We start from the raw sequence: 15447 nt of genomic DNA on the forward strand, positions 1-15447 counted from the left end.
TCTCAGTTTGACGATTCATCGGTCAATATCTGGCCCGTTGCCGGGTGCATCGGGATCAGCAGGCGATGCCGCATCCTGATCTGGATTGGACGGATCTTCCGGAGTGGGTGGCGTCGGATGGCGCACAGCATCGCGCAACTCGTCGCGTTCCCATGTCTCGCGCTGACGCTGCGCTGCCCGACGTTCCAGCGCCTCGGCATCGAGCTCCGCAAGCCGGACCTGCCGGATACTCTCCAGCTCCGGCTGATCGAACACGATGCGCATGCGCGTGTCGGCTGCTACGCGCGCGGCGGCCGCCTGGAAGGGCTCGGGTCCGGACAGCGACAGCGTGGAGCCGAACTTCTGCTGTGCGAAGCGCAGCGCAATCTCGATCGCCTCGCGCTCGCTATCCCACAGCCTTAGCGTGCGACCCTCGTCGACGAGGAACGCCACGCCTTCCTTCCGGTAGTCGACCTCGCCGCCGGCCCGCACCTCGTACGTGATCGCCGGGCCCGCGTAGATGATCTCGTTGCGGTCGTGGGCTGCAGGTGGCTTCACCGCATGAGACAGCGCACTGAAAATGACCGCGCGTGCGTCGTCTGCACGTTTCGTCCGCAGGCGGATCTGCTGCATCCGGCGCAACTCACGCAGCGCCCGTTCGTCGCCTTTCTGAGCGCGCTCCTGCAGGAAGTCACGATACTGCTCGCTCAACGGCCGGCTTGCGGCGCCCTTCAGCGCATCCCGCTCTTTCGCAATCTGCACACGCAGCGCGGCCTCTGCCTCAAGGCGCGCAACACGTGCTGCAGACAGTTGCTCGCGGCGCTGCGCGCCTGACAGGTCGATGCGGTCGACAAGCGCGCTGCGGGCACTGTAGAACTCCGATTTGACCGCCTTTCGCCGCTCACTCTCATGATCGGCCTGCGCATCCCACGCGCGACGGAGCTCGTTCCGGTATGCCGATCGCCATTGCTGGAACTCGCCCCATAGGTCCCGTTCAGGCGTACGCCTCGGTGCATGCTCCGGATCACGTCCTGTCTGTGCACGATAGGTCTCGCGCAGCAGCTGCGCAGCCTCCTCCCATGACAGGTTCATCTCTTTGGTGAGGAAGTCAGACACATTCAGATTGCGCGAACCGGCGCGGATTCTGTCACCGCCATCCGCGCCTTTACCGATCGCATACTTTTCGACGATCAGTCCGTGCGAGTGCGCAAGCGCGGCCAGCAGCCGGCCCGCGTCTAGCGTCGCACGGATCTCGGTGAATTCATCCCGCTCCCGGGCACGTCGCGCCGTGCGAGCCTCGGACAGGTCACGTGCGAACTGGTCGCGAACGGTATCGGCTGCCCGGCCCGTCGACGCGTGCGCACTCGCATTGAAATCGACCGACGCAGCGTCCGTCGTCGGCGGCGAATCAGTTGGCCGGACCTCGAACGGCAACGAATCGATCGCATCGAACGATTGCACATCCGCGAGGCTGCGGATTTCCTCACGTGGTCCGAACCCTGCAGGCAGGCGGCCGCCGCTCAGACCAAAAGGCTCGCGTGCGCCGAACGGGCCTCCAGCCCGCATGAATTTCTCGGCACCGGTTCGCGCAAGACGCGTCCGCCCTGCCTCGTCTGCCTGGTCCCACGCGACAAACATGCGATCGACCATCGCTTTCCATTCAGGCTCGCCGGCGGACCTGTCAACCGCATCGCGCTCGCCGGACCATTGCCAACGATCCTCCCTCTCGTCGTAACTTCCGCCGGGTTCGAAGTCGCGGTCGGCACCTTCGCGCCATCGCAGCCGCGGCACCGAAATGCCTAGCTGTTCTCTTCCCCCTCGCTCGCGATCGCCAGACCATCGCAATGCGTCAATTCGTTCGGCTTGCTGGTTTCCCAGCTCCAGTAGTGCATCAGGCGGCAGAAGCACTTGACGTCGCGCGGCGTCGCCATCCACACCGCGGCCGGACACGCCATGCACACGGTGGGCGGATTGGGACGGCGCGCCGGATCGATCGAAGCGAGCGTCAAAGTCGTGATCCGCTCCGGCTCGCCATCGCCCCGTGATTTCCCGGTGCGCGCGTTCGAGCTCGTTCCACCATTGCTGCGACTGCCCTGCCCCTTCCGGCTCCCGCCCGGCGCCGCGCTCTCGCGCCCGCCCTCCTGCTCCGGCGGCTCCGATTCGCCGCCAATCTCGCCAGTGTCCGGATCGATCGTGGGATTGTCGTGTGCGCTCATTAAGCCCTCCTGTTGCGTCATAGAACCGCTGTTCGCGGTGATCGAGAATGCGCCGCTGCTCCGCCGGCGACGCTGCCTGATACGTTTTGTAAAAACCGCTGCCGCTGTTCAGATACTTGATCTCGCGCGCGCGCGTGTCGTGCCACGCACCGAGCGCATCGAGATAGATCTGCCGCGTATCGCGCGATACGCCTGGCTCGACGTACTGCGCATGCACATTCGATTCGAGCGACTCACGCTTGGCCGTAGCATCGAGCTCGATGAACTCGCGCGAAAACACGAACTCCTTCAGGTTCACACCCTTCGCGGCACCGGCCGGTTTGACGTTCTCGTACTCCGACTCCCTGCCGGCATTGCGTGTGCGCGTCTCGCCGTACTCCGTGATCAAGGCCCTGAAGTCGTCATACCGGGTCACATCACGCGTCATCACCGCCTCAAGAATCGAGGCCTTCAGCTCGCGGTTAGCGCCCTCGAACACATCGCCCTTGTACCGGCTGATCATTTCGGACGCGTCCGTGAACTGCACACGCCGGTTGTCCTTCGGGCTCGCGAGCCCGTACTTCGCGTTAATGTGCTCCTGAAAGGCCTCGAGGTAGCGCTCGTTATGGTCAACCTTCCCGAACGGATCGAGCCGTCGGCCTGTCACAAGATTCATTTCCGGAATCACGATATGCACGTGCACCTTGCGCTCGACAGGCTCCCCCGTCTTGCGGTCCGCATAGCTCTTGATCCGCGGCACATGCGCTTCAGCGTAGAAGTTGTATTCGTCCCGACGGTACGCGGCAAACGCAAACGCCTCGAACTCCCGAACAATCTCACCTAACAGATCGCGGTCAACCTCGTCTTCCTTGAATGACATCGTGACATTCAGGTAGCGCTCGGCGTCCGTGTCGATCGACTGGATGATGTCGTTCGTCAGATCGAGATCGCCGGCAAGGATCACGCGCTCATCCATCTCGTCGCGCTCCATCTCGCGACCCTGCTTCTGGCCCTTCTCCAGATAGTCCTTGATCCCGTCGTGATAGCCGCGTACGCGTATGAGCATCGCCCTACCCCTGCGCCTTGCGCTCGGCAAGCCAGCGCTGCGCCCCTTCGATTCGGAACAGCAGCGTGCTGTGCACGATCGACGGCAACAGATGGCCGGCAGCGGAGACCGACGCCCGGGCGCTGTCGCAGTCCGTCTGCGTCAGCGTATGCGCACCGGCATGGTCGCGATCGAAGTGCAGCTTCGTCTCCAACTCGATCACCGCCATGATGGCCGCCTGCTTTTGATCCATTCCCATCGCTATCAGTCGACCTTGTTCAGGGTTGCCCTGAGGTACTGCCCGATCAGCTGCAGCTGCGTGAGCAACTGCTCGTAAGTCGCTTCCGAAAGCTTCCCACGAACGTGTTCGGAGTTGGCGCGGTGTGCAATCTGGTTCAGGTTGTTACTGGTCTTGTTGAAGATGTACAGCAGCCGCTTGCGGTCCCCGCTGGCCACCGGCCGCGCGATCACTCGCGTACGGTTGGTCAGCACCGCGTGCCGGAAGAACTCCGATTGCGTCATCCCGCTTTGCGCCACCTTTGCAAGGTACGCATCGCGATCCGCATCCGACAGACGGAACGCGATCGGCTTGCCCAGCCCTGCCCCGCCATTGCTTTTTTGCTTTGGCATCACCAGAGCCCCGTCGAGCGACTACGGTCGATGTCAGCGCCGACCGTCGCGAACTGCCTGCCGTCGTCATCGATCGGGTGCGCGCGAAACTCGTATTCCGGCCAGCGCAACTCGCACTCGCGCAACGCACGCATTGCCTGGTCGCCCGTGATTGGCCGCGTATAGCCTGCCCACGGCAGATAGCGCGGCTCGCTGCCGTGCTCATCAACACGCGCTCCCACTACAAGCTGGATCACCCATTCGCTGCTCGGAATCATTGACCGCACCTCCGTATTCATTACGCATACCAGGCAGTGCTTAATGTCGGTGGCGGAGCCACCGACCAGTCTGACGCGGCAATAGACCGCGTCGGGGTTTCAAAGGGGCTCGCCCCTTTGGCACGAAATATTTTACGGAACGCGTAGCGTTGCGTAAACATATTCGACGTGCCTCGCCCCGCTTTCGCCACACATTATTTCCTACGCATATTCTACAGCCCTACTACACCAATACATCACGCATTGCATCGGAATACTACACAATACAAGCTTGCCCCTACACGCTGTCGTCATTCATACTACGCCCATACTACGTTTATTCGCCATTTGCCCAATGGATCACGAACAGCTTGCTTCCGCGCTGCGCCGCCTTGCCAGCACAAGCCCGAAACGCAGCAAGGCTTCCCATCTCAAGACCCTCCTTCCGGACATCGAGGCGGCGCTCGCCGCTCGCGTTCCCGCCGTTGAAATCCTGAATACCTTGCGCGAACAGGGACTCGATATCTCCCTTCGGACGTTTCACGGAACCCTGTACAGGCTTCGAAAGACCGCCTCTACGCCCGGTTCCGGACGCAAATCCGGCGCTGCGGCAGCCCGCCCCAGCGCCCCGGCCCCCGTGACTGCCTCCCGAGCAACGCCCCCTCTCGAAGCGCACAAGCCTGCGCCTCCCACGACCGATGCACCGGCACCGGCACCGGCCCAGACTCGCATCAAAACCTTCGAGCAATTGCAGTCCGAGAATCCCCACCTCTCAAGCATGCAGTTAAACCGCCTCTACGCCGAACAGTACGGCGAACCTCGCGTGAGCAATGCCGATATTGATGCGCTCAAGAAAAAATATCCTCAGCACACGAAACCCTGAACCGCATCGCCCCGCCGCTCTGCGCCGGGTCGGGCCGCTCCCCATGCATTCTGCATGGGTCCCCGTGGCCCTCGATACGGGCGCGCGGCGCGCGCGATGCCGCCCTGGCTCGCACCGCGTAGTTACATTCTTTTTCGCAAATCGCGGTCTCATCAGGCGCTCGGCCTGGCATAATCGTCGTGCCGCTGCCTGGTCCCCAAAGGCACGCGGTAGGAGCCTCGGAAAGCCGGTCTGCGTACCGGCTTCTTTTTTTCCTATGCAGTACTCGTAAAGCAAAAAACCGCCCGGACTTTCACCCGGACGGCGGCATGTGACATGCCTGCACTTACGCAAAGTGCATCAGGGCTCAGGCGGCTTCGGCTTCCTCCGCATCCCCGTCGTTGCACTCATCCTGCGTGCTGTCGACGTCGCTTTCCTCGTCATCCTCCCAATGGCCGTACGTGACATGTTTCGGCACCTCACGGTTGCGCAGCACTTCCGGCAACCAGCCCGAGTCCGTCATGCGAAGCTCGGCGGCAGCGGCGGCATCTCCCTTTTTCATCCCGCGCAGATCGCTTACGGCCTGCGGCGAAACCGTCTCGCCGACAACGTCACGATACGATCTTTCGGGACGTGCTCGAAATACCCTCCACGCGTTGGCTTCCAGTAACGCGTGAGGTCCAGTTCCAGCGTGTTCGCCACTTCGTTGACCGGGTGCGCCCGGTCAACGGGACTGATGCTGTCTACCGTCGCGGCCACGCAGAATGCAAACAGGTTCGACATCACGTCCACGTCCTGTTGCAGCAGCCACGCGAGCAGTTCATCGGTGCGCTTCGGCAGCATCCGACTCCACTTCGCCCGCTCATCTTCAAGCGCCTTCCACGCGGCGCTGTCGGCCATGTCGTCGGCGTTCGACACCAGCGCATTGCGCGACGTATGTACGTCGATCCGCACCGCATGATCGATATATGACTGTCCGTACACGTCATCGAACACAGCCGGAATCATGCGGTACATCAGCACGGCCAGCGCAACGGTCGGTTGCCGCGCAAGCTCGATCTGTACCGCAGCCGTGCGGTGCGCGGTAAGCCGTTTGCACAGCTTTTCGCCGTGCAGGGGCCTGGCCTTCGCGGGCAGGTCGCGATTTCGCTGCGCATGCGTGAAGTGAGCGATACTGCCCGCGTCTGCGGCGTTGATTTCCCGGCAGCACAGGCCACGCGTGATCTGCACCTTCCCGTCCTCGTCAATGGCGACGAACGCACCGGCCTGCTTCATGTCGTCGGCGGTGAACGTTTCGAAGCGCTCCGCATAAGCGTCAACAGCAGCCGAAGCATCGTTGAGCGCGTTGTCCAGCTTTTCCCAAAGCACCTCGTCTTCCTCGCTGTCCTGATCGGCGTAATACGCATCGAGCGCGGCCTTCGCCTCGTCGCGCGTGGCAACAAGTTTCGCAAGCTCGGCCTTTTCCGCTTTGGTCGGCTTGCGTGTCGTCGACGCAATCCGGTCGAACTGGAACAGCTCGGCCTGGTCACGGCGGGTCCGCGTCTCCACGAAACACCAGCCCTCAGCGGCCACGGCCTGGGATAGCTCGATCAGGCGGTCAGTCGCAAGGCGATGCAGCAGGTCCGCATCCGCGATGTATCCGGCGTTCTGGTCGTCGGAAAACAGATCGCGACGCACATAACCGCCTGCGGCCTGGTAAGCGTCCAGCCCGACAAATTTTGCGAGCGGATTCTCCCTGGCGTCGAGTTCCGCTTTCGTCAGCGCTGCGCGAAGTTCCGCGGGACGACGCAGCCAGGGCGTCTGGGCGTCATTCCACACGCGCTCCTGCGTCGCGTAATCGTCGGCCAGCGCAAGCACCTTTGCCTGCTCGTAGTCCAGCTTGTCATCGCGCAGAAGATCGAGCAGCACCGGCGACAGGTTTGCGATCTTGAGCGCACGGCGCACGACCATTTCCGACACCTTGAACAGTGCCGAAATGTGCGCAATGCTCTTGCCTTCCTCGGTCAGCAGCCGGAACGCGCCACATTCGTCCGCGATATGCATCGTCTCGCGTTCGCGGTTTTCGATCAGCGACGCGGCGACGGCTTCGCCCTCACTGACGATCAGCACCGGCACCTTGAAGTCCTTAGTGATTTTGCCCTGCGAGAACAGCAGATCGAGCGCGGCGAGACGCCGCTGACCGGCGCAGACCCCAAGCTTCGGCTGCTTCGCGCGCGACCCTTTGACGGGATGCACGACGAGATTCTGAATCAGTCCACTCCCCACAATCGTCCCGGCCAGCGCCTCGATGCCGGTGGGTGCCTTTTTGCGGACATTCAGCGGTGAGCGGCACAGCCGTCCGTACGGGACGTATTCGATCTGCGCTTCGTTGCCGAAGTTAGCTTCGAGAACGGATTCAGTTACACGGATTTCAACGACTTCCATTATGGATGCCTCCGGAAATGGGCCGCAGCGGAATGCCGGGCCACATGGATATGATAGGTCAAATTGCCCTTATAGAACGCAATTATTAGATTTATATTTTAAATAGATTTATATTTATGATTGAAAAACAAGATCGTTAAAATCTTGATATAACGGTCAATACGACCTAATATAAAAGCGTGGCCCGGCATTCCGCTGCGGCCCATTTCCGGAGATAACCGTGATTGACAATGAAACCAGAATCTCGTCGGCAGTCGTCGTCGATGAGTTGCGTCTGAATTTCCTTCCTCACTACCTGGGCGCGCAATACCTTCGGGGCGAGGCATTGGTGTACGACTGGGCTGCCCGCCTTTCGAGTGCCTACAAGGGCGGTTCGTGGGACTTCTTCCAGTTGTCGAACAGCGGCTTCTATATGGCTCCAGCGAACTGCGGACGGGTGCATGTGCGGTGGCACATGAACGGCTACAGCGACACGATGGGCGCTGACGCGTTCGGCATCGTCGTCACGCTGTTTGCCCTGTGTCATCTGGCGGAAAAGTGCGGCGATGACAGGATCATTGACCACTACCACGCGCTGCGGGCCTACGCGGCGCAGCACGTAGAGGCCGCCAACATTCTGCGCGCCATCGACTGACGCATTGACCACTCACGGCTCCGGCCTGTGGGCTGGGGCTGATCCTGATATTGGGGAACAGCATGGACACCACTTACCTGACAAGCCGCTTCGGACGCAACGCAGTTGGCACACGTTCGGATCGCCCGCTGACGAATGACGAGATTGCAGAGGTTGCCCCGTCGATCTTCGCGCTGTCCGCGCACGAAAGCCGCTCGGAACGGTACACCTACATTCCAACCAGCGACGTACTAGACGGCCTGCGCAAGGAAGGTTTTCAGCCTTTCATGGCCTGTCAGACCCGCGTACGCGCCGACGACAAGCGCGCACACGAAACATATGGTCCGCCTGCGCCACGCCGACCAGATCGCGGGCCGCGAAGCCAACGAAATCATCCTTCTGAACAGCCACGACGGCAGCAGCAGCTACCAGATGCTCGCCGGGATGTTCCGGTTTGTGTGCCAGAACGGTATGGTCTGCGGAGACACCATTGGTGATATCCGCGTGCCTCATAAGGGCGACGTGGTCGGCGAGGTGATCGAGGGAGCGTTCAAGGTGCTCGACAGCTTCGAGGCGGCGACCCAGCAGCGCGAGAAGATGGCTGGTCTCGCGTTGACCGACGGCGAACAGACCGCTTTCGCGCGGTCCGCGCTTACGCTGCGGTACGACGACGACAGGCCCGCGCCGATCACTGAACAGCAACTTCTGACACCGCATCGCATGGAGGATCGCGCACCAGACCTGTGGACAACATTCAATCGAGTGCAGGAGAAAATGATCAACGGCGGCCTGCGCGGTCGTAATGCGAATGGGCGGGCGACCACAACCCGCGCCGTGACCGGCATTGACCGGAACATCAGGCTTAACCGCGCCCTCTGGGTGCTCGCCGACGAACTGTGCCGCCTGCGCGGCTGACAGGTGCGCCCGGCCTTCGGGCCGGGCATGACCTCAACTATGGAAACCGACATGGATACCGCTCACATCCGCCCAACGTGGCTGTCCGCCCTCCTTCCGCTGCTGGCCGTCTATCAATACGGCGATCGTTCTCTGGTCCGCGCGGAACTGTTCCGCATGGCCTTGTCCGCCGATGCCGCAGCGCGCTCCGCCGAAGCACTCGACCGGATTGCCAACATGCTGGACCGCGACGGGCACCCAATCGACATGCACCGGGAAGAGTTGCGCGCGATAGCCCGCAACGCTCTCTCCGAGTTTCATCGTGTGCCACCCCGTGCCCCGCAGCCTGCCCTACCCGAGTCAGGATTTTGAACGAAAGTTGTCCTCTGTTTCATTCAAACTTTAAGGAGTACCAATCATGAACAAGCTTTTCTTTACTGGCCGTGTTGTCGCCGCCCCTGTGCTTGCGAATCACGGTGATTCGAAGGTGACGAAATTCACCCTGATTTCCAACGAGTACGCCGGTCGCGACGAAGGCAGCGGTGAAGCGAAAGAGCGTCAGGTGAAAATCCAGTTCACCGCCTTTGGTTCGCGTGGTGAGGCCATCGCCAGAAACGTTCTGAAGGGCGATCAACTGATCGTTGAGGCGAAGCTGTCGAACAACGATTTCACGGACGGTGAAGGCATCGAGCGTTACGGATATAACTTCACGGTCGATAACTTCGACTTCGGCGCGCCTGGCGAACTCAAGCGGGCGCAACTCGCGCGGCGTCAGGAATGATGCATGTCGGCCCCGGTTCATGCCGGGGCTGTTGACCAATACAGGAGTTGACGCTGAGACCCTGGGCTGCGGTGGTTCCTTCCGGCTCATGCCTGCCCGAAATAGCCTCAGCGACATGGGCGTCCCAGCCGTCCGGAAAGGGCACCCCCTTCCTGCCAAACCTTGAGCCCGGATAACCGCAGGCGTCACGCGCGCGCCGACGCGCCCGGATCGAGGCGCACGGGGACCCGCGCCAGTAGGCGTGGGGAGAGCGCCGGCGCGGCGCATTAGCGCCGGGACGATCCGGTACAGCGCAAGCGAACCGCGGCCGGGGTCGTCAAGCAGCCGGAGGCTGCGTGTTTCCTCCGCGGCGAAGCCGTGGGGGCTGGATCCTGGATCGGCTTGCGGCCCGCTGAGGCCAGCGCTGTCGTACGATCCCTTATACGGATTGAATCAACAGGACCTGACATGGAAGGCAGAACGATCTACGCTCGCGCCGACGAACTGAAACGTCTCAAGGCACACATGGTTGTGACCTGGCGCGAACGGCAGCAAGGAACTGGCGTTGGGTACAGTAGCGAATATTTCCGCGGGATGGTTTCCGGGCTTGCATTGGCCGATGCCCTCGATGCAACAGTGTCGTTCAGCATCGCCGCTTTTATTACCGAACGCGGGTACGAGGCCGAAGCCTCCTACTTCGGACCATCAAGGTAACACCATGAACATTCCGCCCCGCCCGAAAACGCACCGGATTACCAGCGACGTGCCCGAGCACCTCCTCGAGGCGTTCCGGAACACCATCACGGAGTCTTTTGCGAACGCGCACGGCGGCCAGACGCCAGCGCAGCGCGCAGCGGAGATCCGCGTTGGCGATCGTGACCGCGGCCTCGATTCGCTCCTGCAGCTCGTTGACGTGGCCGAAGGCGCCACCGAACAGGCGGAGACCGTCGCCGAATTTCTCGCGGGCCTGTACAACGGCACCGATTACCGTTTCGACCTCACGGCGCTGCGGGCGTTAGACGACGATCTGTTCGAGCACTGTCTCGCCGTGCTGCGACTCGACCACCGCCCGACTGTTGAAGTGCACGGCTATTTTCCTGGCGGTGAGCAGCGCTGGCAGCAGATAATCACGCGCTGGAATCTGGACAAACGCCCCGCGCCGGAGCCGGCGCCGGTTCATGGCGAACGCTATCAGGCCCGCTCCGTGACGAATCAGGAAGCACCAGGTTATTGCGATATGACGCTCGCGGTGGCGATTGACGGGGACTCTGCACGCCAGCTGCCGATCGAACTACACTTTTCAGCTGGCGACTCGGAGCGTATAGCCGCGATCTTATCGACCTGCATCGCGGGGCGTGGCGGCCGCGTGAGTGGCACGAAGGGCCACACTCGACATGAAGGAAGGCGAGCTCCCGCCGCAGTGGCTTTAGATTCCGGGCGCACGCCTTATGCGCCAGTAGTTGAGACGAACGTAAGAGTACCAGGGGAAAAGCATATGGCAGTTGATACAACCACGACAATCCGACGCGAATGCTTGCAGCCCGCGATCTATTGGGCCAAACCGACCGGGGCTGAAATCCAGGAGGTAGTCCGGCTGGCCGGTTTTACCGGACGTAGTGCAGCGGAATTTCTGGACCTCGCTGACAAGAGCGGGCGGCAGATACGTCGTTGGATCAGCGGCGAAAATGAAATCCCCTATTCCGCATGGGCGCTACTCTGCCATGCCGCCGGATTTGGCCACATCTGGGAGACAGAAAAATAGCCTCGATACGCTGATGATTCGCAATCCTGCGGTTCCCGTATCACGCCGGGGTCGCGACTGATCGGGGTGCCCCTTCTAGATTCGGACATTTACGTACGTGAGGCTGGGGCCGTCCCAGTATGTCCGAATCTTCAGATGCCCTCTTCCCTGACGGCCTCCCCGAGTGTGTCACGTAACAAAACGAAAAAAGATAAAGCGATGTCATGTCGGGCTGCAATCGGCTTTGCGCCGTGATCGATCCTCTCCGAGGAACGACACCCGGGCTGGGACCCGACACCTGCAACCATCTGCCCGGATGAATACATGCCGTGCAAGGCAGCTTGTGCACATTTACGTTACGCGTAACGGGATGCCACATTTATCGTTATGAATAACGTAAAATAGATGTGGTCAACCGCACCAGGATGGATCATGCCTTCACCGGCAAACGACAAGGTAACCGGCACCACTGAAAAGCGTGGCCGTGGCCGGCCACGGAAGCCGGATGCGATGTCGAACGCCGAGCGTCAGGCAGCGTGGCGAGCCCGACATGGCGCGCGCACAAAATCCGTTACTGTAACGAAAAATATCCCTCCGCCTGCCGACGCCCATAACGCCCTGATGCGGGAGTGCGAGCAGCTGCGTGGTGAACTGGTACAGGCGCGGCGCGAGCTTGAGACTGTGTCACGGGCGAAGCCGTCCGCCCGGGCCCCTTCCGATGCGGCGGCGGTCCTCGGACGGCTTCCGCGTCAGGAAGACGCCGATTCTGGCGAGCGGCGTCTGAACCTGACGATGACTGGCACCCAGTTTTTCGCGCTGGAGCGGCTGGGCGCGCACTTCGGCCTGTCCCGGCGCGCGGTGATCGAGCGCCTGATCGACTGGGCCGACGACACGTTTTCGAGGTCACTTTACGACGACGAAGCCGCATTTAACCGTTACATCGACCGTGACCGTAACGAAAAATAACCTCCCACTGACTGGATCGGCACGAGTCAGTTCAAGATCCTGCAGGACCGGTTCCGTCAGTGGTCCCTGACTGGCTACGTCCCTGAACGCATGATGTAACCGGTTTTGACAACACACAGGCACCTTGAATGGCGGCATCCAGCGAAGCATGACCGGCGGATTGGTTGATCACACGCTATCGTCCGCTTGCCAACGCCACACGAGGTGCTCGTCACGATCCCTTTGCAGCCGCGCGCCGCAATAACCGAGGGTCGGTCAACCACTCATCATGCGTTCCAACCAGGACGAGCGCAAAGTCCGGATGATTGGGATTGAGCAAATAATTGGATTCCGCAGGAACGACCGCACTGGGAACAGCCAGCACGGCGCTGGTTCGCTTCCGCTCCCACGCCGATCCTAGTTGCTGCAGTTCGGCCCGCGCTGAAGTGTCCCGCCAGTCGCGAGGCAAACTGGCGGGATCGATACGTTCGACGATTTTCTCCGGGATACTGACCGGGATCATCACATAGCGGGCGCGCAGCGGTGAATCCTGGACCAACATCTCGAGCAGAGCGAGCGATTGCGTCTGCGCCGTATACACCATCGCGACGCCTTTGGGGTTCCACCGGCCACCGTACAATCGCGCTCCTTCCCCAGAAAAAGCGGTATCCGCATATCGTTCAGTCACTACCCGCCATGCCGTGAACATCACGCAAACACGCCATGCTCGATGCGTCCCAGCGTATCCATCACGCTATCGGTGCCAATGTCGGTATCGACAAGACTCAGTGGCGTGGCGTCTTCCAGGGCAGCAACCGGCATCTTAAGCCAGGCGAGTGCCAGGTCGAGATCATCAAACACCTCGGCAGCGCGCGCGGCGACACGCGCGAGTCGCAGCAGCTTGGCTGACTCCTCACGGCTCAACACCCCTTCCCGCTTGCGACGCGCCAAGGTACGCTCCGGGATATCGAGCGCCTGCGCCAGTTCTGCTTGCGAAAGTCCGATAGATTTGAGCATCGCGTCCAGCGCCCGCGACGAAATGCCGTGGCGGACGACCTCCACCCATTCAAGGCCGGATCGGGGAGAACGCGGAAATACCGACCGGCCTCCCAGTAATGAATCGGCTGATACCTTCTCGATGACGTTCACGGTTTCACCTCCTGCCATTTGGCATTTATTTTATACCAAAATGGCGGAGACGGTAGTTGCTGCCAGGGCATCGCCGGTCCGGGCCGGACTGCTGGTTACTTTCAGCGAATGATCGCCCCCAAACCCCCTTTGGGGGAGATCGACGACCCGCGCAGGCGGGAGTGTGCAAAAGTTGGGGAGGCCGATTTCGTCAGGCCGCCTTGGCGTGCGGCATGGTTGCACGGTCTGTTCTGTTCGTTGGTCGGTGCCGGCCAGGCGATGCTGCGCCGATGCATTTGCCGTGACGCGGGGCGGCTATCTCGAGCGCCGAGATGCGGTGGGGCAAGAATTTCCCGTTCAAAACCGCGACCCTGACCTGCGCCATGCAGTGCGCCCCTTCGTCAGTCCAGCGCATCTTTCGCTTCTTGGCCATGCGGTGGCTGATGACCTGATTCATCGCGGACTCGGCGATGCTGCTGCTGATCGGCAGGCCCTTGCGATGCCGGGCGCTGTAGTTGACCAACGTGTGCGCGTTTTTCCTCAGGTTGGCAACGCTCCCGTTAGTTTTCTGCCGGTCAGGCGCGCGCTCGGGCTGCCTTGGGTTTGTTGCGCAGGTACACGAAATGGTAGAAGGCAAAGGAAAGGTCCGCGTGGTTGAGGACATCTGCTTCGCCGATGGTGGCTATGTCGAACTTGAGACGTTTGATGGCCAGCTTGCCAGAAGGAGACGCTATGTACGCGCGCATGAAGTCTTTCTTTGCCCGCGCGTCGGCGTGGTCGAAAGCTTCGCGACCAGCGCGAACCTCGTCGGCCAATCGCAGCTTGGCTTCTTCCTCACGAGCGGCACTGTTCGCTTCAACCGCGATTCTCGTGGAGGCTCTGGCAGTCACCTCAGCCTGCTCTTCCGTAGCTTTCTGGGCCAGTACCGTTTTCATCCGGCGCTCAGCCTCTGAAAGCTTGTAGCCCTCAGTGATGGCCTTCATCAGATAGCCCGCAGGACTCTTTGTCACCTTCGCGTCATCAATCTTTGCGCGGGTGTATTCGATTGCATCAAGGATGCGTTCATCGGACCAGATGGCGCGGTTCTGCGAGATGACACTGAACTGCTTTTCGGTGAAGGCGAATTCGTTTTTCAACGTGGTGTAGGTTTCCTTCAACCCAATCAAGCTCGCGCGGACGGTGTCGGCCCCTTCTTTCCTGGAAAGCCTGAAACGTATCCGGTCAATCTTCTTGGACTTCGGGCTTTCGGTGCGCGTCTCGTAGCTGAGCTCGATGTCAGAGACTTCGTTGATTTGCTTTACCGCAGGCTCGAGACTGTCCCGCTTGAAATACTTGAAGACTGTTGCGCTGGAGCCCGCTTTGCCGGGCCAGTTTCGGATCACATCGAGTTCAAACCAATCCGTGATGCCGTCCGTCACGTACGCAATGACGTGGTCATAGATTGCACGTGCGTAAGTGAGGGTGAAGGCCGACGTGATGCGAAGGCTCAACCAGTGCGACTTTTCTGGGTCCTTGATGTGGCGGATGAGCGGTTGCGGGACTTCAAACGTTATGCGTCCCTTGTCGATACCGACAATGCCGAGCAGTTGCACGGATACCCATTTTTCGTTTTCAGGTGAGGTGCTACCGTGCGGCGCCGCGGAAACCTGGATGAGTGCCTTCTGTGCTTCGGATACGACTGTTCTCAGATGCTTATAGTTGTAGCTGTCATAACGCATGAGCCACCTGAAGTAGCTCAGCTCGACGTCGTAATATTTCGGAGTGGTCGGCTCCTGCGCCACAATGAAGTGCGCTGCATCGAGCAGGCGACGCGCCGTGACTCCGACGTCGGTGACATCAACGAAAACGTTGTTCCGCTGATAGCCGATTTCCTTGGTTGATTTATGGATCGGCGTGTCGGACGCCAGCATCTCCTCAAACAGTTCGAGCGACATCTGCCGCGATGTTGCGCTTGTCGATACGGCGGTTGACATCGTGGCCCTCTCTTCTTAGTTG

At 60.9% G+C, this 15447-nt stretch carries 17 protein-coding genes and 1 pseudogene; 8 read left to right on the forward strand and 10 right to left on the reverse strand.

Going from position 1 to position 15447, the window contains the following annotated elements:
• Positions 1 to 15: 15 nt before the first annotated feature.
• Genes AC3WLT_RS11945 through AC3WLT_RS11960 form a run of 4 tightly spaced genes read right to left on the reverse strand, consistent with a single transcriptional unit; the run spans position 16 to position 4106 of the window.
• Positions 16 to 3240 carry an LPD7 domain-containing protein gene (locus tag AC3WLT_RS11945; protein WP_154567066.1) on the reverse strand — a complete coding sequence of 1075 codons (3225 nt, stop codon included), beginning with the start codon at positions 3238 to 3240 and terminating at the stop codon, positions 16 to 18.
• A 4-nt stretch (positions 3241 to 3244) separates the two neighbouring features.
• Positions 3245 to 3472, reverse strand: coding sequence for a hypothetical protein (locus AC3WLT_RS11950; protein WP_201141618.1), 228 nt, complete (start codon positions 3470 to 3472; stop codon positions 3245 to 3247).
• 11 nt (positions 3473 to 3483) lie between these two features.
• Positions 3484 to 3849, reverse strand: a complete 366-nt coding sequence (locus AC3WLT_RS11955; RefSeq protein WP_154567068.1) for a plasmid mobilization protein — start codon at positions 3847 to 3849, stop codon at positions 3484 to 3486.
• Positions 3849 to 4106, reverse strand: coding sequence for a hypothetical protein (locus AC3WLT_RS11960; protein ID WP_154567069.1), 258 nt, complete (start codon positions 4104 to 4106; stop codon positions 3849 to 3851). Before AC3WLT_RS11960 ends, AC3WLT_RS11955 begins: the two co-directional genes overlap by 1 nt.
• Positions 4107 to 4440: 334 nt before the next feature.
• On the opposite strand from AC3WLT_RS11960, the gene AC3WLT_RS11965 reads away from it, so the two are divergent.
• The gene (locus tag AC3WLT_RS11965; protein ID WP_492591995.1) at positions 4441 to 4968 is read left to right on the forward strand and encodes a hypothetical protein; all 528 of its coding nucleotides are present in this window, start codon (positions 4441 to 4443) and stop codon (positions 4966 to 4968) included.
• Between the two features lie 346 nt (positions 4969 to 5314).
• Here AC3WLT_RS11965 and AC3WLT_RS11970 read toward each other — a convergent pair whose 3' ends face one another.
• Both AC3WLT_RS11970 and AC3WLT_RS11975 read right to left on the reverse strand, forming a co-directional pair.
• Positions 5315 to 5509, reverse strand: a complete 195-nt coding sequence (locus tag AC3WLT_RS11970) for a hypothetical protein (RefSeq protein ID WP_233465463.1) — start codon at positions 5507 to 5509, stop codon at positions 5315 to 5317.
• Positions 5510 to 5523: 14 nt separating this feature from the next.
• Positions 5524 to 7371 carry a ParB/RepB/Spo0J family partition protein gene (locus tag AC3WLT_RS11975; protein WP_233465462.1) on the reverse strand — a complete coding sequence of 616 codons (1848 nt, stop codon included), beginning with the start codon at positions 7369 to 7371 and terminating at the stop codon, positions 5524 to 5526.
• 220 nt (positions 7372 to 7591) lie between these two features.
• Here AC3WLT_RS11975 and AC3WLT_RS11980 point away from each other — a divergent pair, with 220 nt between their 5' ends.
• From AC3WLT_RS11980 to AC3WLT_RS12010, 7 genes and pseudogenes are all read left to right on the forward strand, one after another.
• Entirely contained in the window at positions 7592 to 8005 is a 414-nt protein-coding gene (locus AC3WLT_RS11980) for an antirestriction protein (RefSeq protein WP_168435869.1), read from the forward strand.
• A 62-nt stretch (positions 8006 to 8067) separates the two neighbouring features.
• Positions 8068 to 8899, forward strand: a pseudogene (locus AC3WLT_RS11985) (DUF932 domain-containing protein).
• Positions 8900 to 8950: 51 nt separating this feature from the next.
• Positions 8951 to 9250, forward strand: a complete 300-nt coding sequence (locus AC3WLT_RS11990; RefSeq protein ID WP_154564510.1) for a hypothetical protein — start codon at positions 8951 to 8953, stop codon at positions 9248 to 9250.
• Positions 9251 to 9296: 46 nt separating this feature from the next.
• Complete coding sequence (locus tag AC3WLT_RS11995; RefSeq protein ID WP_154564508.1) at positions 9297 to 9659, forward strand: single-stranded DNA-binding protein; 363 nt, start codon at positions 9297 to 9299, stop codon at positions 9657 to 9659.
• A gap of 447 nt (positions 9660 to 10106) precedes the next feature.
• On the forward strand, positions 10107 to 10352 hold the full coding sequence (locus AC3WLT_RS12000) for a hypothetical protein (protein ID WP_154564506.1): 246 nt from the start codon (positions 10107 to 10109) through the stop codon (positions 10350 to 10352).
• Positions 10353 to 10356: 4 nt separating this feature from the next.
• Positions 10357 to 11400: a DUF7673 family protein gene (locus tag AC3WLT_RS12005; protein ID WP_414693472.1), complete on the forward strand. Its 1044-nt coding sequence runs from the start codon at positions 10357 to 10359 to the stop codon at positions 11398 to 11400.
• Positions 11401 to 11889: 489 nt separating this feature from the next.
• Positions 11890 to 12345 (forward strand): hypothetical protein, encoded by a 456-nt coding sequence (locus AC3WLT_RS12010; protein WP_233465002.1) that lies wholly within the window; start codon positions 11890 to 11892, stop codon positions 12343 to 12345.
• A 211-nt stretch (positions 12346 to 12556) separates the two neighbouring features.
• On the opposite strand, the gene AC3WLT_RS12015 is transcribed toward AC3WLT_RS12010, so the two are convergent.
• The 4 genes from AC3WLT_RS12015 to AC3WLT_RS12030 form a co-directional block, all read right to left on the reverse strand.
• Positions 12557 to 13033, reverse strand: a complete 477-nt coding sequence (locus AC3WLT_RS12015; RefSeq protein ID WP_154564502.1) for an RES family NAD+ phosphorylase — start codon at positions 13031 to 13033, stop codon at positions 12557 to 12559.
• The gene (locus AC3WLT_RS12020) at positions 13033 to 13473 is read right to left on the reverse strand and encodes an Xre family toxin-antitoxin system antitoxin (protein ID WP_007731380.1); all 441 of its coding nucleotides are present in this window, start codon (positions 13471 to 13473) and stop codon (positions 13033 to 13035) included. The genes AC3WLT_RS12015 and AC3WLT_RS12020 overlap by 1 nt, the downstream gene beginning before the upstream one ends.
• Positions 13474 to 13663: 190 nt before the next feature.
• Positions 13664 to 13975, reverse strand: a complete 312-nt coding sequence (locus tag AC3WLT_RS12025; protein ID WP_492591996.1) for a hypothetical protein — start codon at positions 13973 to 13975, stop codon at positions 13664 to 13666.
• A gap of 52 nt (positions 13976 to 14027) precedes the next feature.
• Positions 14028 to 15425: a replication initiation protein gene (locus AC3WLT_RS12030; protein ID WP_154564498.1), complete on the reverse strand. Its 1398-nt coding sequence runs from the start codon at positions 15423 to 15425 to the stop codon at positions 14028 to 14030.
• Between the last annotated feature and the right edge of the window lie 22 nt (positions 15426 to 15447).

The sequence above is a fragment of the Paraburkholderia sp. FW306-2-2C-D06C genome, assembly GCF_058781505.1.